Source organism: Nocardioides sp. (assembly GCF_029937575.1).
Taxonomy (GTDB): domain Bacteria; phylum Actinomycetota; class Actinomycetes; order Propionibacteriales; family Nocardioidaceae; genus Nocardioides.
The window spans coordinates 124,402-149,022 of the sequence record NZ_JAPYPS010000003.1 but is presented as its reverse complement, the minus strand read 5'-3'; the positions used below and the strand labels follow the sequence as shown (position 1 = coordinate 149,022).

The 24,621-nt window shown below is 67.4% G+C and carries 15 protein-coding genes; 6 read left to right on the top strand and 9 right to left on the bottom strand.

Annotated features, from left to right (window positions below; genetic code table 11):
- Nucleotides 1-110 precede the first annotated feature (110 nt).
- Both Q1K33_RS02310 and Q1K33_RS02305 read left to right on the top strand, forming a co-directional pair.
- A complete protein-coding gene (locus Q1K33_RS02310) occupies nucleotides 111-1,328 on the top strand; it encodes an MFS transporter (RefSeq protein WP_300400110.1) in 1,218 nt (405 codons plus the stop codon).
- A 68-nt stretch (nucleotides 1,329-1,396) separates the two neighbouring features.
- On the top strand, nucleotides 1,397-3,430 hold the full coding sequence (locus Q1K33_RS02305) for an ATP-dependent DNA helicase (RefSeq protein WP_300400107.1): 2,034 nt from the start codon (nucleotides 1,397-1,399) through the stop codon (nucleotides 3,428-3,430).
- On the opposite strand, the gene Q1K33_RS02300 is transcribed toward Q1K33_RS02305, so the two are convergent.
- The 4 genes from Q1K33_RS02300 to lexA all read right to left on the bottom strand — a co-directional run bounded on the left by Q1K33_RS02300 (nucleotide 3,431) and on the right by lexA (nucleotide 9,050).
- Entirely contained in the window at nucleotides 3,431-5,164 is a 1,734-nt protein-coding gene (locus Q1K33_RS02300; RefSeq protein WP_300400105.1) for an MXAN_6640 family putative metalloprotease, read from the bottom strand.
- A 26-nt stretch (nucleotides 5,165-5,190) separates the two neighbouring features.
- Nucleotides 5,191-6,534, bottom strand: coding sequence for an alkaline phosphatase family protein (locus Q1K33_RS02295; RefSeq protein ID WP_300400102.1), 1,344 nt, complete (start codon nucleotides 6,532-6,534; stop codon nucleotides 5,191-5,193).
- A gap of 1 nt (nucleotide 6,535) precedes the next feature.
- Entirely contained in the window at nucleotides 6,536-8,227 is a 1,692-nt protein-coding gene (locus tag Q1K33_RS02290) for an alkaline phosphatase D family protein (protein ID WP_300400100.1), read from the bottom strand.
- 73 nt (nucleotides 8,228-8,300) lie between these two features.
- The gene (gene lexA, locus Q1K33_RS02285; RefSeq protein WP_300400098.1) at nucleotides 8,301-9,050 is read right to left on the bottom strand and encodes a transcriptional repressor LexA; all 750 of its coding nucleotides are present in this window, start codon (nucleotides 9,048-9,050) and stop codon (nucleotides 8,301-8,303) included.
- 88 nt (nucleotides 9,051-9,138) lie between these two features.
- Here lexA and Q1K33_RS02280 point away from each other — a divergent pair, with 88 nt between their 5' ends.
- Nucleotides 9,139-9,945 carry an SDR family oxidoreductase gene (locus Q1K33_RS02280; protein WP_300400095.1) on the top strand — a complete coding sequence of 269 codons (807 nt, stop codon included), beginning with the start codon at nucleotides 9,139-9,141 and terminating at the stop codon, nucleotides 9,943-9,945.
- 218 nt (nucleotides 9,946-10,163) lie between these two features.
- The gene (locus Q1K33_RS02275; protein ID WP_300400092.1) at nucleotides 10,164-10,505 is read left to right on the top strand and encodes a LysM peptidoglycan-binding domain-containing protein; all 342 of its coding nucleotides are present in this window, start codon (nucleotides 10,164-10,166) and stop codon (nucleotides 10,503-10,505) included.
- Between the two features lie 117 nt (nucleotides 10,506-10,622).
- On the opposite strand, the gene Q1K33_RS02270 is transcribed toward Q1K33_RS02275, so the two are convergent.
- Entirely contained in the window at nucleotides 10,623-11,117 is a 495-nt protein-coding gene (locus Q1K33_RS02270; RefSeq protein WP_300400090.1) for a hypothetical protein, read from the bottom strand.
- A 115-nt stretch (nucleotides 11,118-11,232) separates the two neighbouring features.
- On the bottom strand, nucleotides 11,233-11,574 hold the full coding sequence (locus Q1K33_RS02265) for a hypothetical protein (protein ID WP_300400088.1): 342 nt from the start codon (nucleotides 11,572-11,574) through the stop codon (nucleotides 11,233-11,235).
- Between the two features lie 315 nt (nucleotides 11,575-11,889).
- Here Q1K33_RS02265 and nrdR point away from each other — a divergent pair, with 315 nt between their 5' ends.
- A complete protein-coding gene (nrdR, locus tag Q1K33_RS02260) occupies nucleotides 11,890-12,372 on the top strand; it encodes a transcriptional regulator NrdR (RefSeq protein ID WP_300400086.1) in 483 nt (160 codons plus the stop codon).
- 170 nt (nucleotides 12,373-12,542) lie between these two features.
- The gene (locus tag Q1K33_RS02255; RefSeq protein ID WP_300400084.1) at nucleotides 12,543-15,404 is read left to right on the top strand and encodes a vitamin B12-dependent ribonucleotide reductase; all 2,862 of its coding nucleotides are present in this window, start codon (nucleotides 12,543-12,545) and stop codon (nucleotides 15,402-15,404) included.
- A gap of 306 nt (nucleotides 15,405-15,710) precedes the next feature.
- Here Q1K33_RS02255 and Q1K33_RS02250 read toward each other — a convergent pair whose 3' ends face one another.
- The 3 genes from Q1K33_RS02250 to Q1K33_RS02240 all read right to left on the bottom strand — a co-directional run bounded on the left by Q1K33_RS02250 (nucleotide 15,711) and on the right by Q1K33_RS02240 (nucleotide 24,566).
- Nucleotides 15,711-16,406 (bottom strand): hypothetical protein, encoded by a 696-nt coding sequence (locus Q1K33_RS02250; protein WP_300400082.1) that lies wholly within the window; start codon nucleotides 16,404-16,406, stop codon nucleotides 15,711-15,713.
- Nucleotides 16,407-16,428: 22 nt separating this feature from the next.
- Nucleotides 16,429-22,560 carry a hypothetical protein gene (locus Q1K33_RS02245; protein ID WP_300400080.1) on the bottom strand — a complete coding sequence of 2,044 codons (6,132 nt, stop codon included), beginning with the start codon at nucleotides 22,558-22,560 and terminating at the stop codon, nucleotides 16,429-16,431.
- 656 nt (nucleotides 22,561-23,216) lie between these two features.
- Nucleotides 23,217-24,566, bottom strand: coding sequence for an HNH endonuclease signature motif containing protein (locus Q1K33_RS02240; RefSeq protein ID WP_300400078.1), 1,350 nt, complete (start codon nucleotides 24,564-24,566; stop codon nucleotides 23,217-23,219).
- Nucleotides 24,567-24,621: the final 55 nt, after the last annotated feature.

The window sequence follows — 24,621 nt, the reverse complement described above, 5'->3', positions numbered from 1 at the left end:
CTCCGAACACCGATCGAGGTCACGACTCATGCGCTACTCGCGGATCCGGGTCTGACCCGACCGGGCGAAATCGAGCGACACCCGCAGGTCGGCGCCCGTAGCCTCCGGAGGTGACCTCGGGGACTGACAGCATCCGCAGCGGTGCGTTCCTACGCTACTTCTCCGGGCGGACGATCTCGTCGTTCGGCTCGTCGTTCGGCTTCCTCGCCCTGACCTTCGCGATCCTGGCGGCCGGCGGATCGGCGACCGATCTCGGTCTGGTCATCGGCGCCGGCACGCTGCCGATGTTCCTTCTGATGCTCCTGGGCGGGGTGGCCGGCGACCGATTCGACCGGCGCCTGATCCTGGTCAGCACCGACGTCGTGCAGGGCGCCGCCCAGCTCGCCACGGCGGCGCTCTTCGCCACCGGAGCCGCGCCGTTGTGGGTGCTGATGCTCCTGCAGGCGGTGCGGGGCGCGGCCTCGGCCTTCTTCAACCCCACGAGCACCGGCATGATGCCCGAGCTGGTGGCTCCGGACGACCTGCAGCGCGCCAATGCGCTGGTCGGGATCGCCTCCAACATCGCCAGCGTGGTCGGACCGGCGCTCGCCGGGGTGACGATTGCGCTGACCTCGCCCACCGTCGCCCTGGTGGTCGACGCGGCGACGTTCCTGGTGAGCGCGGTCCTGCTGGCGACGCTTCCTCGGGGCCGGGGACGGGTGAAGATCGCCACCGGGATCCTCGACGACGTGAAGGGAGGGTGGAGGGAGTTCACCTCGCGTGCGTGGGTGTGGCAGATGGTGGCGTCGTTCGCGGTCTACCAGGCATCGGTGCTACCGGTGATCGTGGTCGTGGGCCCCGTCCTGGCCGAGCGCACCGGCGCCGGCGCGTCCGGGTGGGCGGTGGTGCTCTCCCTGCGTGCGGCGGGCTCGCTCCTGGCAGGTCTGGTGCTCCTGCGGTGGCGGCCGAAGCGGCCTCTCGTCGCCTCGACCCTGTGCCTCGGCCTCGACGTGCCGTTCCTGCTCGCCCTGGGTCTCGACGCTCCGATCCTCGCCCAGGCGGTGCTCGGCGCCTTCGCGGCCGGGGGAGTCGTCCTGGCCGACACGCTCTGGGAGTCGGCGCTGCAGCGCTGGGTGCCGACCGACGCGATCTCGCGGGTCAGCTCGTTCGACTGGATGGGGTCGTTGGCGATGAACCCGGTCGGCAACGTCCTGGTCGCCCTGGCCCTGACCGGGATCGGGCCGAGGGACCTGATCTACACCGTCGTGGTGGTGCACATCGCCTCGCACGGGCTGTTGCTGCTCAGCCCCGCCATCCGCTCGCTGCGCACGCCTGCTGCGACCGCGTGACGCCGGGCTGTCCACAGCCGGACTCGTGGCGTGTCGTGAGCGTCGGCGGGCGCCGTTAGGGTTCTCGGGTGCCCGACGCCGACAAGCCCTCTCCCGCGCGATCCAGCAGCGCCATCCGCGAGGTCCTGGGCTCCGCGGTCGCAGCGCTGGGCGGGGCCGAGCGCACCGGTCAGGTCGCGATGGCCGAGGCCGTCGGCAACGCCTTCGCCGAGCGAGAGCACCTGCTCGTGCAGGCCGGCACCGGCACCGGCAAGTCGCTGGCCTACCTCGTCCCGGCGCTCGTGCACGACAAGCGCGTCGTCGTGGCCACCGCGACCCTGGCGCTGCAGCACCAGCTCGTCGAGCGGGACCTCCCGCGGCTCGTCGAGGCAGTCGACGGGGGCGATCACGGCCACGCCGTCGACACGTCGTACGCCGTGCTGAAGGGCCGCTCCAACTACGCCTGCCTCCACCGGATCCGCGAGGGCGTGCCCGACGACCAGGGCGTCCTGGTCGACGTGCCCCAGGGGTCGATGGCCGAGAAGGTGCTCGAGCTGCGGGAGTGGGCCGAGCAGGAGGCGAAGGACAAGGGCGCCGGCGAGCGCGACGGAGCCCCGCGGCACACCGACCGGGAGTGGCGACAGGTCAGCGTCAGCCATCGCGACTGTCTCGGCGCCAGCAAGTGCCCCTTCGGTCAGGAGTGCTTCGCCGAGGTCGCGCGTGAGAAGGCGCATCGCTCCCACCTGATCGTCACCAACCACTCCCTGCTCGCGATCGACGCGATCGAGGGCGTCCCGATGATCCCCGACTACGACGCCGTGGTCATCGACGAGGCCCACGAGCTGACCGCCCGGGTCACCCAGGCCGCCACCGACGAGCTGACCGCGTCCGACGTGGAGCGGGCCGCTCGTCGCTCGGTGCGCCACGTCGAGGGCAACGAGGCCGACGACCTCGCCGACGCGGGGGACGCCCTGCGCGACGCGATGGCCGAGGCCAGGCCGGGTCGGATCGAGCGGTTGTCCGAGGACCTCTCCGATGCGCTGGTGCTGGTCCGCGACGCCGCGCGAGCCTGCCTGTCGGCCTACCCGAAGGGCACGGACTCGAAGGCCGGCGACGGCGAGGCGGACCCGGGGCTGACCCAGGCCAAGGGCACGGTGCAGGACCTGTTCGCCGTGGCCGAGCGGATGGCGGCGGGCTCAGCGGCCGACGTGTTGTGGCTCAACGAGGGCGGCACCGGTGAGCGCAGCCGGATCCCACCACGGTTGTGCGTCGCGCCTCTCGAGGTGTGGGGCCCGATGCGCGACAAGCTGCTCTCCGACAAGACCGTCGTGATGACCTCGGCCACCCTCATGCTGGGCGGGGACTTCTCCTCGGTCGCCTCCAACGTCGGGCTCAAGCCGACCGAGCGGGTCGGCGGCCCCGGACCCGCGACCGACCTGCCCGACGACGCCCTGCCCTGGACCGGCCTCGACGTCGGCTCACCCTTCGACTACGGACAGCAGGCGATCCTCTACGTCGCCCGCCACCTCCCCCCGCCCGGCCGCGACGGCCTGGTGAAGAGTCAGCTCGACGAGATCGTCGACCTCGTCGACGCCGCCGATGGCCGCACCCTCGGGCTGTTCTCCAGCCGCCGCGCCGCGGAGGCCGCCGCCGAGGAGGTACGTCGCCGGCTGCCCCACCTGACCACCCTTGCTCAGGGCGAGGCCCAGCTGCCCGAGCTCGCCAAGCAGTTCGTGAGCGACCCCCACACCTGTCTCTTCGGCACCCTCAGCCTGTGGCAGGGCATCGACGTGCCGGGGGAGACGTGCCAGCTGGTCCTGATCGACCGGATCCCGTTCCCACGCCCCGACGACCCGCTGATGAGCGCGCGGCAGAAGGCGGCCGACGCCGCGGGAGGCAACGGGTTCATGCAGGTCGCGGCGACCCACGCCGCGCTCCTGCTGGCCCAGGGCGCCGGCCGGCTGATCCGCACCACCACCGACCGCGGGGTGGTCGCCGTACTCGATCCCCGGTTGGCGACCGCCCGCTACGGCAGCTTCCTCAAGGCGTCGCTGCCGCCGATGTGGACCACGACCGACCCGGCACTGGTGCGCAAGGCGCTGGCTCGCCTCGCGGCGGGGTGACTACCGCACCACGCGTGCGCTGATCTTCTGCCTCTGCCGGTCGTCCTTCGGCAGGCCGTAGCAGGAGAACGGCGTGTACTGCTCGAAGCACTTGGTGAAGCGACCGCTGGTGTTGGCCAGGGTCACCTCGACGTAGCGCACCTTCGTCGAGCTGAAGGCCACCTTCGCGCTCCCGTCGCCCTGGCCGTCGAGCCTCACGATGCTGGTCTTGGTCTTGCCCCTCGTGGGGAACACCGTGACCGCGGCCATGGAGCCCCGCTTCCTGGGAGCCATGTCCAGGGTCACCTTGAGCTTGGTCTTCTTGTGCGCGAGCCTGCGCGGCGTGATCCGGTACGTCGCCGAGGACAGGTGCTCGGTCCTGACCGTGGCCTGGTTGGTGCGGCTCTTCTTCTTCGTCAGCTTCACGCTGCCGGCCAGTGGGCCCACGGGGTACTTGTTGGCCTTGCCCTCGTCGTAGTTCTTGCGCGGGTCGCGGTTGGCGACCGAGAAGGCCAGGAACTGCTTCGCGGCGGTGGTCCCCTTCTTCGCGAGCACGGACTGGACGGCCTGCCACGAGTACTGGTCGGGCCCGCTCGCGGACCCGTCGACCTTCTTCATCAGGTCGAGCATCAGGACCGGCATGCCGCCCTTCCTGGCGCGGTACTTCTCGGTCAGGAAGCGGAAGAAGCTCCACGTGCCGTAGTGGAAGTTGGCGAAGTTGCCGGCGGAGATGAAGTAGTCGAGCGGGAGGAACGGCGCGGTCAACGGGCTGGGCTTGAGGTACTGCACGTTGTCGTCGACCTTGTCGTAGACCTCGTCCTCGGCCCACGTCGCCGTGGCCTCGAGGAACCACGGGTCCTCGAAGGCGTCGTAGGCGTACTGGGTGGCGTGGAAGTACTCGTGCGCGGCGGTGACCTGGATGTTCTCCAGGGGGGTGTTGGGGAAGCCCGCGTAGTCGTTGTCCAGCACGCAGTAGGCCCACCGGTCGTAGACCTGCGGCTGGGAGGGGCCCGGGTTGTCCTGGTCGGTGGTGCAGTAGCCGTAGGCGCCGCGGCTACCGATCTCGGCCAGATAGATGTCGATCCGGTCGTCGCCACCGAGACCGTCGTCGGGCCGCGGCTCGCGGTAGCCCGCCTTGCGGTAGGTGTCGTGCACCTTCGTCATCACGCGTACGACGGTGTCGACGTAGTCCGGGATGCCGTTGGCTCCGGTGTTGCCGGCCGCGTTCTTCGTGTCCGCCGGCGGAGGCGCGTCCTCGTTCTCGTTGGCGGCCGTGACGTAGTGCACGCAGACGTCCGGCGTGCACACCGGGGCGGCCTCCGCGACGCCGTACTCCACGGTGAAGTCGTCGCCGTCGTTGCCATCGGTGGGGCGAGCCAGGTAGGCCGCCGCCTCGGCTCGGTCGTCCTCCCCGAGCGCCCCCGACCGCAGCGCCAGATCACGCAGCGCCATGGTCGCCTCGACCCCGCCGGTCTCGAGGTCGGCGCGAGCGCGCCCGGCGGACTTCGGGGCGAGGACCGCGCGCACGGTGGCCAGGGCGTCGACCGCAGCCTTGCGATCGGTGGTGGCCGCGGCCTGCTTCAGGCTCGTCCCAGGGCTCGACCCTCCGCCCGCCGAGGCGACGGCGTCGGCGCGACTCGGCGCCGGGGTGATCGTGACCTCGGCGCTGGCGCTCGCGCCCGCGGAGAGGGCGGTCAACGAGGCGAGGCCGAGGGCGGCGACGACCGCGGCGGCGCGGGTGCGGAGGGGAGTCACGGACGCACGCTATCCCGGACCCCGACTCACAACCGCGAGCGGCCGTCGTACCCTCCCCGCGGCTTGCCCTTGATCCCGAAGAAGTCGGCAATGGTCGGTGCGACGTCGACGGTGTGCGCCACCTTGGACGATGCCTTGCGCCTCGGGATGCTGGGGTGGCCACCGGAGATGAAGAACGGGATCGGCCTCGTGGCGGGGTGGCCGTGATTGCCGGGGATCGGGTTGGACGTCACCGGATCGGGGTCGCTGAAGCGCCAGCCCGACCTGCAGAAGACCACCAGGTCGCCGGCCTCGGGGCCCAGGCGCATCCACTTCGACTGCGGGTTCTTGCAGTTGAGCACCCCGGGGACCGCGCGGGCGATCGTGCGCATCCTCTTGATCGCCTTCTCGCGCTGACGCTTCGGCCCGGTCCAGTAGACGAGATCGGCGCCGCCGTTGTCGGCGATCACGAACTTGCCGGCCAGGAACGGGTCGTCCTCGAACGGCCCCTGCAGGCTGACGACGCGGTCGGGGCGCGAGAAGTCCATGGAGTGGTCGGCCAGCACGATGAGCATCGAGTGCTTCCACGTCCCGGAGGCACGCAGGGCAGCGATGAACCGGCCCACCTGCAGGTCGGTCTGCACGAGGCCGACTCGTCGAGCAGCCTGGACGCCCGAGGGGCCGGTGAAGTCGGTGTGGCCGAGGCGGTCGACGTCGCCGAGGTTGACGAACATCAGGTGCGGGTCGAGCTCGTCGAGCATCGCCAGGGCCGCCTGCATCGTGAAGATGTCCGGGGCGTGACCGGAGACGGGGATGATCGGGGCCGGCTCCCAGCGGTCGGTTGCCCGGGTGCCGAAGATCCCGTAGAGGTACTCCTTGCTCAGCACCGTGCCGGTGCGCAGCCCACGTCGGTTCATCCGTTCGATGATCGTGTCGGCCTTGAGGTCCCGAGGCCGGTCCAGCTCCCGGATGACCTTTTCCTTGCGGTCGTAGATCGAGTTCGCCGGCACGCCCGAACGATCGGGTCGGACCCCGGTCATCATCATCACGTGGTTGGGGATGGTCTCCATGATCGGCTTCGAGGCCGCCCGCGAGTAGCGCAGGCCGCCGTCGCGCAGACTGGCCAGGTTGGGGGTCAGCCCGCTGTCGATCTCCTCGGGCAAGCACCCGTCGACCACCAGCACGTAGGCGCGCTTCTTGGTCCTCCTCAGCTTCTTGCCCGCGGCGGCCGCGGACTCCATGCCGAGGGCTCCGCCGGCCGCGGCCGAGGAGAACACCAGTCCCGCACCACCGAGCTTGAGCACCGTACGACGACCCGCGGCGATCTCGGCCAGCCCGACGTCGTACGGCGTGGGCTCACCGTCGCGGCGAGGCGTGGAGCTCTGACACATCTCAGGCCACCGGCCTTCCGACGCGGCTGATCCGGTTGGTGCCGGTGTCGGTGCGGAAGCTGGTCTCGTAGGTGATCGAGGTGCCCTTGTCGGCCCGGTCGCCGATGACGTACCAGTCCATCTGGGCGCGCTTGGCGGTCAGGTCGAGGACCGAGAAGCCGTGGTCGTCGAAGTTGAGGTACTTGATGTAGGGATTAGCGGCCATGATCGCGGTCTCGACCAGCCGGCTCGTCGTACCGGCCGGCGTACCGGTGATGTCCTTGAGGTTGTTCGAGGTCACCGAGCTGCAGACGAACTCGACGCCCGCCGATCCGCTCAGCGGATAGCTGCCGGCGTCGTAGGGCAGCTCGCAGGCCCAGCCCGAGTGGATGTCACCGGTGATGAAGAGGGCGTTCTCGACGTTGTGGTCCTTGATGAAGGTGAACACCTCCTTGCGGTCGGCGGTGTAGCCGTCCCACTGGTCCACGTTGTACGGCGCGCCGTCCTCCGGCAGCAGGCCTGTGACGTCGTTGATCGGGTCGAGCAGGTCGCCGGGCAGCGACCCGAAGGTGACCGGGGTGATCATCACCGGGTTGCCGATCACCTTCCACAATGCCTTGCGGCGCTGGAGGGACTTCTTGAGCCACCTCAGCTGCTTGGCGCCGGTGATGGTGCGGTCGGGGTCGCTGACCGCCGGGTCGATGGCAGGAGTGCTGACCTGCTCGGAGCGGTAGGTGCGCAGGTCGAGCATGCTGATCTCGGCGAGCTGGCCGAACTTCAGTCGGCGGTAGAGACGGTCGCCGTCGCCGAGCTTGGTCGTGTTGTTGAGCTGGACCGGCATCCACTCGTCGTAGGCGCGGTGCGCACGCGCCCGGCGCCGCAGGTAGTTGCCCTCGCCGGCGTTGTGGTTCTCGGCACCGGTGTCGTACTGGTCGTTGGTGACCTCGTGGTCGTCCCACGTGACGATCCAGGGGTACTTCGCGTGGGCAGCCTGCAGGTCGGGGTCGGTCTTGTACTGCGCGTGGCGGCGGCGGTAGTCCGAGAGCGAGACCATCTCCCGGGCGGGGTCGTGCTTGCGGATGTCGACGTTGCCCTGGCCCATGCCGTACTGGCCGGGGGCGTACTCGTAGAGGTAGTCGCCGAGGTGAAGCACGGCGTGCAGGTCGTTGCGGGCGGCCACGCCCCGGTAGGCCGAGAACCACCCGGCCTGCAGGTTGGCGCAGGACACGACTCCGAACCGCAGGTTGCGCGGCGTCGAGCGGGCTCGCGGAGCGGTGCGGGTGGTCCCGACCGGGCTGTGGGCGCCGTCGAAGGTGAAGCGGTAGAAGTACCACGTGGCCGGCTTGAGGCCGGAGACGTCCAGCTTGACCGTGTGGTCGCGTGCGGCGCTGGTGGTGAACGACCCGCGCTTGACGACCTTGCGGAAGCGCTTGTCCTTGGCGACCTGCCAGCGCACGTCGATCGTGGGGCCCTTGCCGGAGCCGGGCTTGCTGGCTGGCGTGGGAGTGACCCGGGTCCAGATGATGACCTTCTTGGGCCGCGGATCTCCCGAGGCGATGCCGTGCTGGAAGTAGCGCTTGGCCTTCGGCTTGGCCGACGGCTCGCCGGCCGCCGGGGCTCCGGTGCCGGCCGCGGCGACGAGGCCGGCGGCGGTCCCGGTGGCCAGGACCGTACGGCGGTCGACGGGGGGCAGGGCGGAAGAAGAGGTCGTCACATGGATATCCAACGACCTCCCGAGCCGGAGGTCATGGCCGGGGGACGCTGGATGCCCACTGTTCATGGTCAGGTCATACGCGACGCAGGACCGCGGTGACCACCCCGAGGATCGTGGCGTGGGTGCCGTCGATCGGGTCGAAGGCCGCGTTGTGCGGCATCAGCCACACCTGGCCGTCGGTGCGCTGGAAGGTCTTGACCGTGGCCTCGCCGTCGATCATCGCCGCGACGATCTCGCCGTTGGACGCGGTCTGCTCCTGCCGGATGACGACGTAGTCGCCGTCGCAGATCGCGGCCTCGATCATCGACTCCCCGCTGACCTGCAGCAGGAAGAGCTGCCCCTCGCCGACCAGCTGGCGCGGCAGGGGGAAGACGTCCTCGAAGGTCTCCTCGGCCAGGATCGGCCCGCCGGCCGCGATCCGACCCACCAGGGGGACGTTGGTCGGCGGCTGGGCGATGTCGCCGATGCCGGTCTCGTCGTACGACGACTCCTCGGCGCTGGAGAGCGAGCGGCGCGCGGCCATCACCTCGGGCAGGAAGACCTCCAGCGCCCGCGGACGGTTGGGGTCGCGCTTGATGTAGCCCTTCTCCTGCAGCACCTTGAGCTGGTGGGCCACGCTCGAGGTGCTGGTCAGGCCCACGGCTCCACCGATCTCGCGCATGCTGGGCGGGTAGCCGCGCCGCTCGATGCTCTCCTTGATGTGGGTCAGCACCCGCTGCTGGCGCGGGGTGAGCCCGGTGGCGTCGGGCGGTCCGTCGGGCAGCTCGCTGACCGGCGTACGCGGCTTGTCGGTTGCGCCGGAGGAGTCAGAGTTCGAGGCCATGTGCTGAGCGTGCCACCGACGCCAGGTGATTTCAAACAGGTGTTCGAACGGCGTGTCGCGCCGAACGCGGCCTGGAAGACTGCCCGCCATGAGGACGCATCAGGGAAGTGGCGAGCACGGAGGCAGCTGCGTGGTCACCGGAGCCGCACGGGGGATCGGTCGCGGGATCGCAGAACGGCTGGTCGGGGACGGCTACGCGGTGGTGATCACCGACGTCGAGGGCGGCGCCGTGGCCCGGACCGCCGAGGAGATCGGGGCGGTGGCCGGGCTGGAGCAGGACGTGCGGGAGGCGGCCTCGCACCAGCGGGTCGCTGCCGAGGCGTTGCGCCACGGTCCGCTGCGGGCGTGGTTCAACAACGCCGGGGTCGGCTGGGACGGCGACCTCGGGGAGCTGGAGGAGGAGCAGGTGCGCGGGCTGGTCGAGATCAACCTGCTGGGTGTCCTGTGGGGGATGCGGGCGGCACTGGCCTCCTTCGACCAGGCGGGGGGCGACATCGTCAACACGGCCTCGCTGTCCGGTCTCGGTCCGGTGCCGGGTCTGTCGGTGTACGCCGCCACGAAGGCGGCCGTCGTCTCGGTGACGATGTCGGTGGCCATCGAGGCCCCTCGGGGCGTGGGGGTGCACGCGGTGCTGCCCGACGGCGTCGCGACGCCGATGGTGGCGCAGATGAAGGACACCGGGCTCGCCAAGGCCCTGGTCTCCTCCGGCGGACGGTTGCTCACGGTGGAGGAGATCGCCGCGGCTGCCGTGGAGCTGATGGGCAGTCGGCGCGTGCTGCGGACCGTCCCGGCGTGGCGCGGGGCCGCGATGCGGGCCAGTGCGATGGCGCCCTCGTTGGCGTCGGGCGCGATGGGGTTGTTCGCGGCGCAGGGCAGGCGCGCCGTACGACGCTGAGGGGAGTCCTCGCGTCCGGCCTCGGCGGTCGCGACGCATCGAACATTTGTTCGCCTCAGGGGTTGCCTTCGTTCGAACACGTGATCTACTCTCGTACACGTGTTCGATCGAACGTCTGATCGGATCGCTTCTCCGGGCCGACTGTCGGTGGTCACCACTAGACATCAGGTCAGCAAGGACAAGCACCGCGATCACCTTCTTCCCCAGGAGTTCTGAGCATGAGCACCATCACCGAGATCCTGTCCGCGGCCGACGAGCCGACCTATGTGCCCGACTACCGGTTGACCCGGCGTGGCCGAGTCGTGGTGCTGCTCCTGGGCCTGGCGGTGCTGCTCGCGATCGGCGTGGTGTTCGCCAGCGGCTCGTTGGCCTCCGGGGAGCCGGCCCCGACGGAGACCATCGTGGTGACCCCGGGCGACACCCTGTGGGAGATCGCCTCCGACGTGAGTGAGGACGGCGACGTGCGCGACATGATGCGGACCATCGAGCAGCTCAACTCCCTCGACACCGTCGCCCTGGCCGTGGGCCAGCGGCTCCAGGTGCCGCTCGAGGTCGAGTAGACGCACACAGACATCGTCGGCCGCCTCGACCCCGGCCGACGATCTTGAGGGCGGGGCGTGGGAAGGCGTCCCCGCCCTCACAACTTTTTCGGCAGGTGGCGACCGGCGACGGGACCGTCAGAGCGAGGCGGCGTTGATCGCCACGGAGGCGAGCACGATCAGCAGCGTGCCCACCACGGCGATCAGGCCGAGCAGGATCAGCCAGTCACGAGCCGGTGGTCGGTCGGTCTCCTCGTTGACGTGGCGACGGTGCTCGGCGCGAGCCACGCTGCCGGCCTGCAGGGGAGTGCGCTCGGTGACCACGCGCTCCCACTCACAGGCGCACACGATGGTGCGGGTCCACAGGAAGCCGTCCTTCGTCGCGCCGCTCAGGGCAGGAGCGTGGCCGTGCGCCGGAGCGTGCGCGATGCCTTCGGCGTACGCCGGCTGCTCGGGATGGGCGTCCTCGAAGTGGTTGGCCCGGGCGCGGTGCGCCACGCGGGTCGCCATCTGCGCGGACGTCGCTGAGGTGGTCAGCGTCCATCCGCACGAGCAGGAGCACGTGCTCTCGTGCTGGCCGCGGGCCACGGCGGCCGTGGTCACCTCGACTGCGTGGGTCGTCTGCACACTCATCCCCCCGGTAGGTGCGTTTCGCCTCAACCTAGCGAGGCGGCACGGGCCGCGTCAGCATCGGCGCGGCCGTCTTGAGTCAATCCAGAGGTTGGGCGTGTCCCGGCCCACACGGTCGTCAGTGGGAGCCGCGATGACCGCCGGGAGGGGGGTCCGGGTCGCGCCGGGGCCGCGGGACCCGCTCCCTGGGCGGCGGTGGCTGGGTGAGCCCCAGGGCTCGGGCGATCCGGCTCAGCAGGATCAGGCCGAGGAACAAGCAGGCGACGGCGCCGAGCGAGGCCAGCGCCAAGAAGCCCCAGGCGGCGCCGTCTCCGTCGCGAGCCGCCCCGCCGAAGTCGACGGCCGCGAAGACGAGGTAGCCCCAGGCGACGACGCTGGCGGTGACGCCCAGGGCGAGCAGGAGCAGGGCGGGGTTGAATCCGCGCTTCTGCCGCGCGCCGGCGCGTTTGCCCTGAGCCATCGGCTCATTCTCGCTGATGCTCCAAGCCCTCGCGACACGCCGCTCCGTACGTCGGGCCCCATAACGACGTGGGCGCTGACCTGCGACTTTGCGGGCCGTGCGGGCCGACAGCGACGAATTGCCCGGCTCCTCTTGCATGCCTGGTGGAGCGGGCGTAGGGTCACCACAACATCTAGTAGTTACACGGATGTAGTTATCCACATCTAGTTCCACAGTTCCTCGTGGATGACCCACAGGTGATCCGGTGTTCTCCACAGGGAGGCACCAGTCATCCACAGAACGCCAGCCCACACGAGCGCCCGAAGGAGGTCCGCCATGCACTGTCCGTACTGCCGGGCCACCGACACCCGGGTGCTGGACTCGCGCGTCGCCGACGACGGCGGCTCGATCCGGCGCCGTCGGATGTGCTCGGGCTGCGAGCGTCGCTTCACCACCGTCGAGCTGATGCAGCTCACCATCCTCAAGCGGTCGGGGGCCAGCGAGCCCTTCACCCGCGAGAAGGCCGTGGCCGGGGTCCGCAAGGCCTGCAAGGGACGTCCGGTCACCGAGGACCAGCTCGCCCGCCTCGGTCAGGACGTCGAGGACGCCCTGCGCCTGGCCGGAGCCGCCGAGATCGCCGCCCACGAGGTGGGCCTGGCCATCCTCGGCCCGCTGCGCGCCCTCGACGAGGTCGCCTACCTGCGCTTCGCCAGCGTCTACCGCGCGTTCGAGAGTGCCGACGACTTCATCGCCGAGATCGCCGAGATGCACGCCGACGCCACCGCGCGACCCGATCGCGAGCCCGTCAGCACCGGCTGACCACCCAGACCGCCCGGCAGGTAGTGGGGAAGCTGCCTGCCGGGCGCACCATCTTTGCTCTCCCCAGCACGACGAACGCCCGCACGACCCAGCCGCTGGCGACCGCACTGTCGGTGGCCACGGCTTGACTCATCACCCGCGCCAGCACCACACCAGAGGAGACCCCCCCCATGACCGAGACCGTCAGCGGCACCGAGAGCAGCACCGCCGGAGCGGGTCTGAGCCTGGAGCGGGTGTTCAGCACCCCCGGTGTGCACCCCTACGACGAGCTCACCTGGGAGCGGCGCGACGTCGTCCAGACCAACTGGAAGACCGGCGCCTCGGTCTTCGAGCAGCGCGGCGTCGAGTACCCGACCACGTGGTCGGTCAACGCCTCGACGATCGTGACGACCAAGTACTTCCGCGGCGCGGTCGGCACCGACGTGCGCGAGTGGAGCCTCAAGCAGCTCATCGACCGGATCGTGACGACGTACACGAAGGCCGGTCTCGACCACGGCTACTTCGCCACACCCGCGGACGCGGAGGTCTTCGAGCACGAGCTGACGTGGCTGCTGGTCAACCAGTACTTCTCCTTCAACTCACCGGTCTGGTTCAACGTCGGGACGTCGTCGCCGCAGCAGGTCTCGGCCTGCTTCATCCTCTCGGTCGACGACTCGATGGACTCGATCCTCAACTGGTACAAGGAGGAGGGCTTCATCTTCAAGGGCGGCTCCGGCGCCGGGCTCAACCTCTCGCGGATCCGCTCCTCCAAGGAGCTCCTCTCCTCCGGCGGCACCGCTTCCGGTCCCGTCTCCTTCATGCGCGGCGCCGACGCCTCGGCCGGCACCATCAAGTCCGGCGGCGCCACGCGCCGTGCGGCCAAGATGGTCGTGCTCGACGTCGATCACCCCGACATCGAGGAGTTCGTGATGACCAAGGCCAAGGAGGAGGACAAGATCCGGGCCCTGCGCGACGCGGGCTACGACATGGACCTCGGCGGCGCCGACATCACCTCGGTCCAGTACCAGAACGCCAACAACTCGGTGCGCGTCTCCGACGAGTTCATGCGTGCGGTCGAGGACGGCACCGACTTCGCGCTGCGCGGTCGCAAGAACGGCGAGGAGATCGAGCGCATCGACGCTCGCGGCCTGTTCCGCAAGATCAGCGAGGCCGCCTGGGCCTGCGCCGACCCGGGTCTGCAGTACGACGACACCATCAACGACTGGCACACCAACCCCGAGACCGGCCGCATCACCGCGTCCAACCCCTGCTCGGAGTACATGTCGCTGGACAACTCCTCGTGCAACCTGGCCTCGCTCAACCTGTTGAAGTTCCTCAAGGACGACGACACGTTCGACGCCGAGCTGTTCGCCAAGGCCGTCGAGTTCATCATCACCGCGATGGACATCTCGATCTGCTTCGCCGACTTCCCGACCGAGCCGATCGGCGACACCACCCGCGACTACCGCCAGCTGGGCATCGGCTACGCCAACCTCGGCGCGCTGCTGATGGCGATGGGTCTGGGCTACGACTCCGACGGTGGCCGCGCGATGGCTGCGACCATTACCTCGCTGATGACCGGTCAGTCCTACAAGCGCTCGGCCGAGCTGGCCGGCGTCGTCGGCCCGTACGCCGGCTACGCCCGCAATTCCGAGGCCCACCAGCGCGTGATGCGCAAGCACCAGGCGGCCAACGACACGATCCGCACCCTCGCGATCGCCGACAACCAGGTCCACAAGCTGGCCACCCAGGTGTGGGCCGACGTGCTCAGCACCGGTGCCGCCAACGGCTTCCGCAACGCGCAGGCCTCCGTGCTCGCGCCCACCGGGACCATCGGCTTCATGATGGACTGCGACACCACCGGCATCGAGCCCGACTTCTCGCTGGTCAAGTTCAAGAAGCTCGTCGGCGGCGGCTCCATGCAGATCGTCAACCAGACGATCCCGCGGGCGCTGAAGAAGATGGGCTACCAGCCCGAGCAGGTCGAGGCGATCGTCGACTTCATCGCCGAGCACGGCCACGTCATCGACGCCCCGGGCCTGCGCACCGAGCACTACGAGGTCTTCGACACCGCCATGGGCGCCCGCGCCCTCAAGCCGATGGGCCACGTGCGGATGATGGCGGCCTGCCAGCCGTTCCTGTCCGGCGCGATCTCCAAGACAGTCAACCTGCCCGAGTCCGCCTCGGTCGAGGAGATCGAGGATGTCTACCTGCAGAGCTGGAAGCTCGGCCTGAAGGCGACCGCCGTCTACCGCGACAACTGCAAGGTCGGCCAGCCGCTCTCGGACGGCAAGGGCGACAACAAGGGCAAGGACTCCAACAAGTCCGGCGATGCTGAGGTTGTCGAGAAGGTCGTGGAGAAGGTCGTCTACGCCCCGACACGCAAGCGCCTACCCAAGTCGCGCGTCTCGCGCACCACGTCGTTCACCGTCGGTGGTGCCGAGGGCTACATGACCTCCGGTGCCCACGACGACGGGCAGCTCGGTGAGGTCTTCCTCAAGCTCGGCAAGCAGGGCTCGACCCTGGCCGGCGTGATGGACGCCTTCTCGATCGCCGTCTCGATCGGTCTCCAGTACGGCGTCCCGCTCGAGACCTACGTCGCGAAGTTCACCAACCTCCGCTTCGAGCCCGCCGGTCTCACCGACGACCCCGACGTCCGGATGGCGCAGTCGCTGATGGACTACGTCTGGCGTCGTCTGGCCCTGGACTACCTGCCCTTCGAGGAGCGGGCCGCGATGGGCATCTACTCGGCCGAGGAGCGTCAGCGCCACCTCGAGACCGGTTCCTACGAGCTCCTCACCGAGGAGACCGGCTCCGCCTCCGAGCTCGTCGTCCCGGAGGCTGAGCAGCGAGCGCAAGCGAGCGTCGACGAAGCCCCGGTGACCGCGGTCGTGGTCGAGACGCCCAAGGCCCACACCTCCGCCGAGCTGCTCGAGCAGCTCACCGGCACCGCGGTCGACAGCCCGCTCTGCATGACGTGCGGGACCAAGATGCGCCCCGCCGGGTCCTGCTACGTGTGTGAGGGCTGCGGAAGCACCAGCGGCTGCAGCTGATTGGTCCGTGAAGTAGCAAGCCGCAGGGGTCGGACGAGAGTCCGGCCCCTGCGGCTTTTCGCCCAGAATGACGCGGTCGTGTCGATGGACATTCGCGCGCGGGAGTTAGCTCTCCGCTCGCGCGAGCGAAGCCCGGACGACGGCAAGCCACCATCAACCGAGACCCCCGCAGAATGCTGTCTGGCACGCCTAGCGGTGCAAACCGATGGACGCCGGCGAAACCTCCGCACTGCAGGTCGAAGAGTCCTGTCAGTGAAGCGCCAACCCTGACCGCGGAGCGTGGTTGTCCACCGCAAACCTTGGACGCTAGTCAGCGCTCGGGGGCGCTAGTGCATCAGCCACGTTGTTCAACAGATCTGCCATCTCGCGAAGCCTACGAGCATGATTCAGATTGCTCGCTGGGTCCTCGTGATCGTCACGAGGCCCGTTGTCGTCAGGGTCGCCCAGGTCGGCTTCAACTTCTTGAGCTTGCGGGCCGGCGTCGTCGTCTTGCTCCGACTGGGCCGCCATGAAAATTCTGAGCCGGCGCTTGATGACGCTCACCGTATCGATCAGGTCATCGGCGATCTCCGCTTCGAGTCCTTCTAGCGCCTGCATCCAGCCCGCGCTTGTCTCCTCCGCGTTGTGGAAGGCAAGTGAAAGGAGCGTCAGCACGGCTTCCCGGTTAAGACGCTCAAGTTCGGCCGCGGTCCGGACGAGCGGAAGGTCTTTCGCCTCCGGCTCGGACAACTTCTTGGCGTACTCGCTCAACTTGGAGTAGGCCCACCGCGATGTGTTGCCTAAACCCTCCAGTGCAGCGAAAACATTGTCGAACTCGCGCGCGGGAACTGGCCCCGGAAAGCTGCGCCGGCTGGTCCACAACCTGCGAATGGTGTCGATGATCGCGATGCGTTGCTCGATCGTGGTCGCGCCCTCCTCATCGGCGGCGGAGACGAGTTCCGCAAGGTGGTGCGCGACCCACTGGCCCGTCAGGTCATAGTCCTCGAGTTGGGCGGCCAGCACCCTTCCAAGGTTGAGTGCTGCCTCAGTACTCGGTCCACTGACCTGTCGGACCGAAGAGATAGACCTTTGAGGACCAGTCGAGGTAGTCAAACTCTTCGTCCTTCCTTCGTTGATATGAAGCGCGGTGCATTTCGCGTCGCAGTTCAACCTGGATCACAAGAGTTTGGTCGACTTCCTGCAGGACACGCTGAAGGAAATCCCGGTTGACGACCAGCTGGTGACCACGCGTTCCGGTGTCGTAGTCGTTGTAGCCCTTGTGAGTATCGCTCCACCGGGTGCTTTTGAATGCTTCCAGGTCCTCCGTGCGCCAGGAACGGTGGTCGGGGTCAGTCCTCAGACCGAACCGTTCGACGATGTCCCGACCCGGGCGCGGCGGCGGGAACCTGAGGTTTTGACCGCGCTCGTCGTCCTTGTCGATCCCGTCCCGGTTCTCGCTGGTGTCGATCCAGCCCGTGAGTTGGTACGGGCCCTTGTCGATCTCCTCTCCGAATTCATCGTCTTCGGGAGCGTCGGCTGTTGGAAACGCTTCGACATGGGGGCCGTGCGGGTTGGTCTGGAGCGCGACCAAGAACGACTGGGCAGTTTCGTGAGGCACAAAGGCGCTGTAGACGGCTTGATTCTCTCCCATGTCTCGGAAGCCGACGTACCCCGAGGAGTGAACGGTGATCCAGTCGGTCCCGGCACCAACAATCCGCTCGAAGTCGGCGGGAGTGATCGTCCATGGCCAAACGTCATCGGGACTATGATCTGCGAGCCGCTTTTCAGGAGCCGGCACCGGAGGGGCGTCCCTGAAATCTGAAAGCCATCGACCGTCGAACCGCTTGGGCAGATACTCGTTGAGCCACTGCGTGTACATGTCGGTCGCGTCGTCTGGCTCTTTGGCAGCGACTTGAGATTCTGCGAGCTGAGCCCCTAGCGCCAACAACGCATGGACACCCGAGTAGAAGTCGAAGTCCTCTTCCTCTGGCCAACTGTGGTGGTCGGAGTGGCTCGTGTACTCACCGAAGACGCCGGCCTCCCGTCTCGGGTCGCGGCTGAACATGTCATCGCCGTATCCAGTCAGGCCAATCGCAACCTCGACGGCGACGCTAGCGACAGACTCTTCGGTGGCGCCGAAGATGCTTGCCAGTTCACGACACCAGTACTGCCGGAAGTCCATGAAGAACGGGTAGGACCGCGATGCGTCGATGAGGGCTGAACGGTCGGCCAACACGTCGGGCCTCGCTCGCTTCGCTTCCCAGTCCAGAACCTCGACATCGGGAAGCAAGGAGTCGGCGAGCACACTCGGATCGTCAAGCGTCGCGATCCCGCTGTCGACCAGAGTTTGAAGTATCCGTTGCGCCAAAATCTGGTGAGCGGCGTGACGTGGGCCGTGGACCACCTCAACGAGCCAGTCGACGAATGGGAGCAGACTCGTCGCTTCATGCTCGGAGGCCGCCCGGTCGAGCGCTAGCAGCAGCCAGAACCGCGAGTGAAGGACGTAAGGCGGGAACCTGCTGTCGTGGAATGAGTCTGCTTTCAGGTTCCCGACTGCGAATCCTGCGAGCCTCTCAAGGATCTCCGTCGCGCCGATTCGCACGAGAAGGCGAACCGCGTGGGATGCCTCCCACCGGCGCTTGACGGCCATGTCGCCGAGAGCAACCCACACCAGCCCCGCCATGCCCTCGTGTAGGTCCTCCGGCGGCGCATAGACCTGGTCGTACGGGCCGTCGGACGACGTGTCCGCTGGGGCGATGTCATCGAACAATTCCGCGAGCGAGTCGAACACGCTCGAACATTCGGCCTCCGGGAGAGTCGTCGCGATCCGCGCCGCCAAGCTGAAGAACTCGCGATACGACAACTGGTGTGCGCTTCGTCCGACCTCTATAACGGCGTCGGCCATTATCGATTCGACCGGCACCCCGACCGAGGCAGCGAACTGCTCGACCTCAGGCCTGTCGTAGGAGCGCGTGGAGATCTCGCGCGCGAACCGAGTAGAGAACGACTTCGCGAACCGACCTTGAGCTGCCCTCAAGCCAACCGTCGATTCCTGCCCGGCGACCCACTTCGCCGCTACGACGTAGTCCCGCTCCTCAGCCCCAGGCGAGTTGCTCAGTGCTTCGAGAACATCAGAAACCGCGGCCTCATGCCTGGCCATCGCGAACTCAATCAAGGTTTGGCGCTGGCCGGAGTAGTACGCAGGCGTCCGGTCGAACGCGTCTGCCCACGCTTCCTCCGTTGTGAAGTCCGTGTCGCCAAAGAGCGCCTGCGGGTCATATGCCTTCCGCTCGTTCGACTGGTAGTCCGAGCCGGTTGAGTACGACTCGTCCGGAACCCCGATTCCGTCGCGGTGGTACCGCGTGAAGTCCTCGAACACCTCAACGAGATGGGCGGCTTGCTCGCCTTCAAGGTCCGACACAACCGTCCGCCACGGCAACCCCGCCCCGAGGGCGTAGAGGCACAGTCGACCAACGACACCGTTCTCGCCCGACGAGTTTCGGAACAACGGTCGAAGCATGCGATCGAAGTCAAGCCGTCGACGATCGCGCGAGCGGGAAATCAAGGAGCAGTAGCCCGAGGGGTGCATCGCGTAGAGAGGTACCGCAAGGTCGTCCGGGTTCTGGTCCAGGACCGTGTCCAGAGTTTCACCGATCTGGAACAGCCGATAGGCACGCTCTGGTTGATCTCCGCTCTTCAGCGCGCCTGCAGTCGTCGTTAGCGCATTCCAACGCGCGTACATGTCGTCCCCGACCCGTTCCGCTTCGACATCAGCAGCGTTGAACAACGCCTCGGCTTCGCTGCGGCTCGTCGCGAGCACGGCCCGCGCGATCTCGAGCAGCGTTTCGACACGACTATCCGCGTCTGTGCGGTCGCCCTGCGCCAGATCGTGTCCACGATTCGCAACGCGAATCCCCAGTGTCGAAAGGTCCGCGCAGCGCGCTGCGTTGCGAATGACCGCGAGGCGCGATCTGCCGAGTGATTCATCTGCCGCCTGGTGCCAGTCTAGAAAGCGGTCGATCAAGTCCGCCTCAGGCGCTAGCGCGAGGATGCGAACGGAAAACTCTGCGAGACCGTTCACTAGGACGAAGGGCGTCTGATAGTCGCTGACTGACTTCAGGTCCTGGTCGAACAGCTGCCGCAGCAGCGCGACAACCTCATCGGTGTGACCGTCGATCGTGGCGTCGACCAGACACGACGCCCACGGAAGCAAAGCGGGAATGTTCGCAGTGAAGTCACGCCCGTTGCGAGATCCTGAGTGTGCGGGCTTGTCGAGTTCCTTCAGGAGATCAGAGCCTGCTACGTCTCTCGCTTCGAGAGCGGTGCCGCTGAGTCGCGACCGCAGCGCGTAACCGACCAGCAGGTGCATCACCGACAGGCCGTAGTGACGACCTCCAACTCCATCAGCGAGTTTCTCAGGCAAATGGCGGTTGAGTATGTCCAATGCTTCTGCCGGTTCGACCAACGCCAGTCGCAACCCATGCAGCAAGCCCCATACGACGCCTCGTACATCGACGTCGGCATACATGGGGTTCCGAGGCGGCCTGAAAGCCTTGTCCTGCTTGCGCAGTGTCTTGACAAGCGATGCCGTCGCCTCATCGGACGGCACGATGCCGTAGTCGAACATCGTTTCCGCAACCGCCAGTCTCACGTAACGCCGCTTCTTGGCGGCGATCACCAATGCCGAGAGGTCATCGAGGCGTCCGGCATCCGCAAGCCGAGCAGCGAGCTTGCGCGTGACCTGGCGAGCAAAGTCCGTGCGCCACGCTTTGAAGTAGCGCAGTGCCCCTCTCGCCCCACCGAGGTTGATCGCCGCCATCGCCAGGTCGGCCACCTCGTTTGCGCCGACGTTCGCCCCGATCCGGACACTGTCTTCTTGGGACAGACGGAAGATCGCGACCAAGTTGCCGTGAGCGGAGTTAAGTCGAGCACGAGCCGTGTCTTCCTCTCCAAGCAGGTGCGAAAGCAGTGCGGCCTCGACATGCAGGTTGGAACCTGGCCAGTCGGAAGCCAGCTCCCGCCCAGCGCAAAGCCCTTCGACGACCGCACGATCCGCGAACTTGGCGGTCAGGTCTGTGTGGGTTCGGATCATGGCCAACTTGCGGGCCCGACCCGACGACAACGCACCGGCACGGACTGATATCAGCGCGCCGTCGGCAGTTCGCCCCGCTTTCAGTGCAGCACCCAAGGCGAAGCGGGCACGAGACCTCGCGATCTCTTGTCGCTGCAACTCGAACGCATCCGCGGGCAGGTTCTCGTCTGACAGGGCCAAGCTCAACAGCTCGTCGAGCATGTCCGCTTCGAAGTACACCTGCGGCAGAACGTTTGCGACGTAGGCGGAGCGTTCAGCGATCGGCGCGACTCTGCGCGCGAACTCACCCTTTTCGACGACATTGAGCCCATGCTTGTTGCGGAACCAAGTCTCGGTCGGCTCGTCGCGAAACTGCACTGCGTCTGCCGTCAGATGTAACCCGCGTCCGAGCGCCGTGGCGAAGCTCCTGATCGCGTCTTCGCTCAAACTTGCGATCTCGGCGAGAACGCTCAACGGAACCGTCGGGTGAAGCGTTGCAAGTGCCTGGCACAGGCGGTTCAACGCGTCTGGTGCGAGCTGTCCCTGATCCGCGACGGCCTGAATCTGGGCGGCAAGAAGTTCATCGAGAGGTTCCCCGTCGCCGGCCTGCGCACGGTCCAGCGCGGCCAGCGCCTCGTCGGCAGTCGACGCAACCTCCATCGCCATCGCCTGCACACGTGGGTTGCCGCTGCTGACCGCGTGGAAGTGGACGCCCTGGCCCTCGCTCGCGTCTGGGAATCGAGTTCGAAGGTGCGCGATGGTTTCAGACTTCTCGAATCCCTCAAGCGGACGGAGGGGGACTTGCGAGGGGAGTCCTAGAAGGCCCGAGCGCTCAGGGCGGCACAGCGCCACCAGGCGCGTGTTTGCCGGCCACTCCGCCGAGAACAGGTCGCCGACGAAACAACGGTCCCCATGCTCCGAAGCAGCGATCGCCGCATTGTCCGCAGCATCGACGATCACCGTAATCAAGGCTTCGGGTTCCATGGTCGCCAGGCGTTCAGATGCCTGGCGCAGTTTAAGCATGAAGGTCCGGACGTACTGTCGTTCGTCTGCGACTGGGGACGGGATGAGAAAGTCGCACAGACCGTTGGTGGCGACCTCGTTGATGATTTGAGTCAGAGCCACTTCGTGCCGGTGGCGCTTCTCCGTCACTTTCCGGTAGTTGCCGCCAGCGAAGCAATCGAACTTGACGACCACGCTTCCGTCAACGGCCGAAAGCTCTTCCGCAAGAAGACGAGTGAGGACGGACTTGCCGACACCGCCGACAGCTGTGAGCAGAATCTTGCTTGCGCCTGGCTCGCGAAGCAGACCAACGATCTCGTCGACATCGTTGGTCTTGATGATGTCGGCTACCTCCTCGAACTGCGGAGGCGCCGGGAAGAGATCGTGCTCGTTGGTACGAAGAAGGAGCAGCAGCTCACTCTTCGAAAGGATCTGGCTCGTCGCCTGGGTAGTCGCCAGGCGCGAGATTTCATTCATCAGGACGGCGAGTTCCGAGCCTGCACCGCCTCCCGGCAAGTACTGATTGAGTTCCTCCCGTAGCATTTGCTCGACGTCGTCGATGTCGGCTGCTTTGTCTTCGACCGTCAGGAGACTGCAGAACTCGATTTCCTGAGCCGCGTCATTCCCGAAGCCCATGCACTGGCGCAGGTAGGCAGCCTCGGTCGGGTGAGTGGGCGTCGTCGAACCAGCCGCGATCTCGGTCAGCGAAAGGCGCACCTTCTCGTTCAGCTGTCGGTTCGTGACGATCGCGAACTCGAACCGTCGAGGGTCGTTCGCCTCTCTCGACGCGCGGAAGTTCTGACCGAACTTGGTGAGCGTGTTCTTTAGTTCTGAGGCGACGATGAAGTCGTCTGTCCGCAGTGATGAGTGCTTGAGCTGCACATAGCGGACGAGCGCAACGTCCCCCGACGTCCTATCGCCGTAGTACTCGGCAACGTCGATGACCTCTTCGCCCGCGACTTCCTCGGCGTCTGCTGTTCCCTCCACGCCGACCATCAACAGTTCGGAGGTCGGGTCGAGCAGCCTGAGCGCCCGACGCGATGCCCAGAAGTAGTGGAAGCGGTCGCCAGTACGACTCGCTCTCACTCGTTCCGATGCACTCACGTGTCAAAACTAGTGGGCCCGGCGGTCGAGTGTCTCTCTCGAACGACAAGGTCTCAATCGACCTCGAGATCGCCAGGCTGTCAGCGGTCTGCGAACACAGGCCCAGTACTACATCCGGGTCAGCCGCGATGAGTGCGTCATTCCGCCGCGTTTGGACCTTCCAAGGGTAGGCAGATCTCGACCAGTCAGCGATCCTGGAAAGACGTCCCGAGATCGTTGACGATGCCTGAAAGCATCGATGGCCAGAACAGGGCGGGCGCGATGACCACGATGCCGATGAAGGCGACGGCCGCGATCGCCGGCTTGGCTCGGATGGTGAAGCACCACCGCCACGGCCGCCGCTGGCAGGACGAAGACGGCGGCCGAGGGGAGCTGGAGCAGACACCAGGCAACGATGCCGCCGTAGATCACCGCACCCCATGCTCGCGTCGTGAGTGCGCGAGATCGGCGTGACCGCTGCTTGGTGTGATGCTTGGATACGTCGCCGATCGGCAAGTGGCACGAGCCGCATGCGGCCGAGCGCGTCGAGACTTCCGATCGGCACACGGGACAGATCAGTTGTGGCAGCATGGCGCCCTCCCAGACTCCCATTCGCTCGCGCACATGCTACGGATCGTTGCCGGTCACGGGACGCCGAATGGAAGCAATTGCCGTGGTCAGGCGACGAAGTCCAACTCGAGTTTGATGTCGGGCTCGTAGAGCTCGACATCAACTACTCGAGATCTCAAGGGCGACGGCCTGGGCAGATCGGGACTTCGAGAGCGGAGCGTGTGCCCCGTCGGGAGCGTGGTCTCGACCTGGTGTGGCTGATCGGGCGGGCCGGTCGGTCGAGCGGACCAGCCGGGAGCTTCCTTCGCGTAGTTGCACTGCTCGCAGAGGCCCTGACCGTTCGCTTCGGTCGTCTCGCCCCCAGCGAGCAGCGATCTCACGTGGTCGTGGTGGCGAATGGGAGCGTCGCACCACGGCGTGCGGCAGGTCTGGTCGCGCAGGTCGATGAACCGGGCCAGGCCCCGGGGGAAGACCGTGGTGATGGAGTCCATGGCGACCAGGCGGCCGGTGGCTGCCACGTAGAGGCGCCGCAACGTGGCGATCGCCTCCTTCGTGGCCGTGTCGACCATGCGCCGCGCGAGGCCGGCGGGGACCGGACCGTAGTCGGCGAGCCAGGCGGGCTCGTGGCCGCCTTCGAGCAGGGTCTCATCGGAGACGGTCAGGTTGACCGCGACGGGCACGTCCTCGGCGACCTCCTGCCCCGTCACGCGCTCGACGAGGGTGTCGGCCATGATCTGGCCGCGGGTGCGCCCGTCGCCTTCCCCGAGCAGGGCATCGGCCACCGTCTTGAGGGCTGCCCACACGGCGACTCCCTGCGCGACGGGCAGCAGAGCCGAGATGATCGCCATCGTGTCGGGGGACGGCCGGATGCTCACTCGTCGGTCGGCCGTGGCCCTCGCATTGCGCTTCACCTGAGCCTCGGGGTCGAGCTTGTCGGCGAGCTTCTTCGCCTCCGCGCCGAGGCGACGATCGCCCCAGCTCTCGACCTTGGCGGGGTCTGCCAGCAAGGTCTCGTCGATGGAGCGGCGGTCCTCAGCGGAGAGGCAGGCGGTCTCGCGGGCCAGGATCGTGGCGCGCCACTCGGAGAGCGTGCCCGCCTCCATCGCTGCCAACGTGTGAGGCATCTCGCCGACCAGAGCCTTCGCGAAGCCCAGGTGTCGACCACCGCGGAACGGCGACTCGCGCCGTGCGGCGGCCACCTGGGAGGGGACCCCGCGACCAACCTGGGCCGCGGGCACCTTCAGCTCCTCGTGGCGATGACGTACGGCGCTGTCGAGGTTGACAGCGAGTCTGGCCTGGGCGGCGGCAGCCTGAGCCTTGAGCTCCTCCAGGACCCGGATCCGCTCGAAGAGCTCGAGCTCGGATGCCTCACACGTGGGCAGCCCGTTGATCCACGCCCGCACATCCTCGACCCCGGGCCCAGGGTCCCGAGTGTCCGAAGCGGAGGTGGCCGTCATGAGTACCAGTGTATCGAACATATGTTCGACAGGCAAGCCTTGTGGGTGAATTGCG

Excerpts from the sequence above, each read along its gene's own strand:
- Q1K33_RS02295 (WP_300400102.1), bottom strand. The coding sequence starts at position 6,534 with ATGTGTCAGAGCTCCACGCCTCGCCGCGACGGTGAGCCCACGCCGTAC.
- Q1K33_RS02270 (WP_300400090.1), bottom strand. The coding sequence starts at position 11,117 with ATGAGTGTGCAGACGACCCACGCAGTCGAGGTGACCACGGCCGCCGTG.
- Q1K33_RS02280 (WP_300400095.1), top strand. The coding sequence starts at position 9,139 with ATGAGGACGCATCAGGGAAGTGGCGAGCACGGAGGCAGCTGCGTGGTC.
- nrdR (WP_300400086.1), top strand. The coding sequence starts at position 11,890 with ATGCACTGTCCGTACTGCCGGGCCACCGACACCCGGGTGCTGGACTCG.
- Q1K33_RS02255 (WP_300400084.1), top strand. The coding sequence starts at position 12,543 with ATGACCGAGACCGTCAGCGGCACCGAGAGCAGCACCGCCGGAGCGGGT.
- Q1K33_RS02240 (WP_300400078.1), bottom strand. The coding sequence starts at position 24,566 with ATGACGGCCACCTCCGCTTCGGACACTCGGGACCCTGGGCCCGGGGTC.
- lexA (WP_300400098.1), bottom strand. The coding sequence starts at position 9,050 with ATGGCCTCGAACTCTGACTCCTCCGGCGCAACCGACAAGCCGCGTACG.
- Q1K33_RS02275 (WP_300400092.1), top strand. The coding sequence starts at position 10,164 with ATGAGCACCATCACCGAGATCCTGTCCGCGGCCGACGAGCCGACCTAT.
- Q1K33_RS02265 (WP_300400088.1), bottom strand. The coding sequence starts at position 11,574 with ATGGCTCAGGGCAAACGCGCCGGCGCGCGGCAGAAGCGCGGATTCAAC.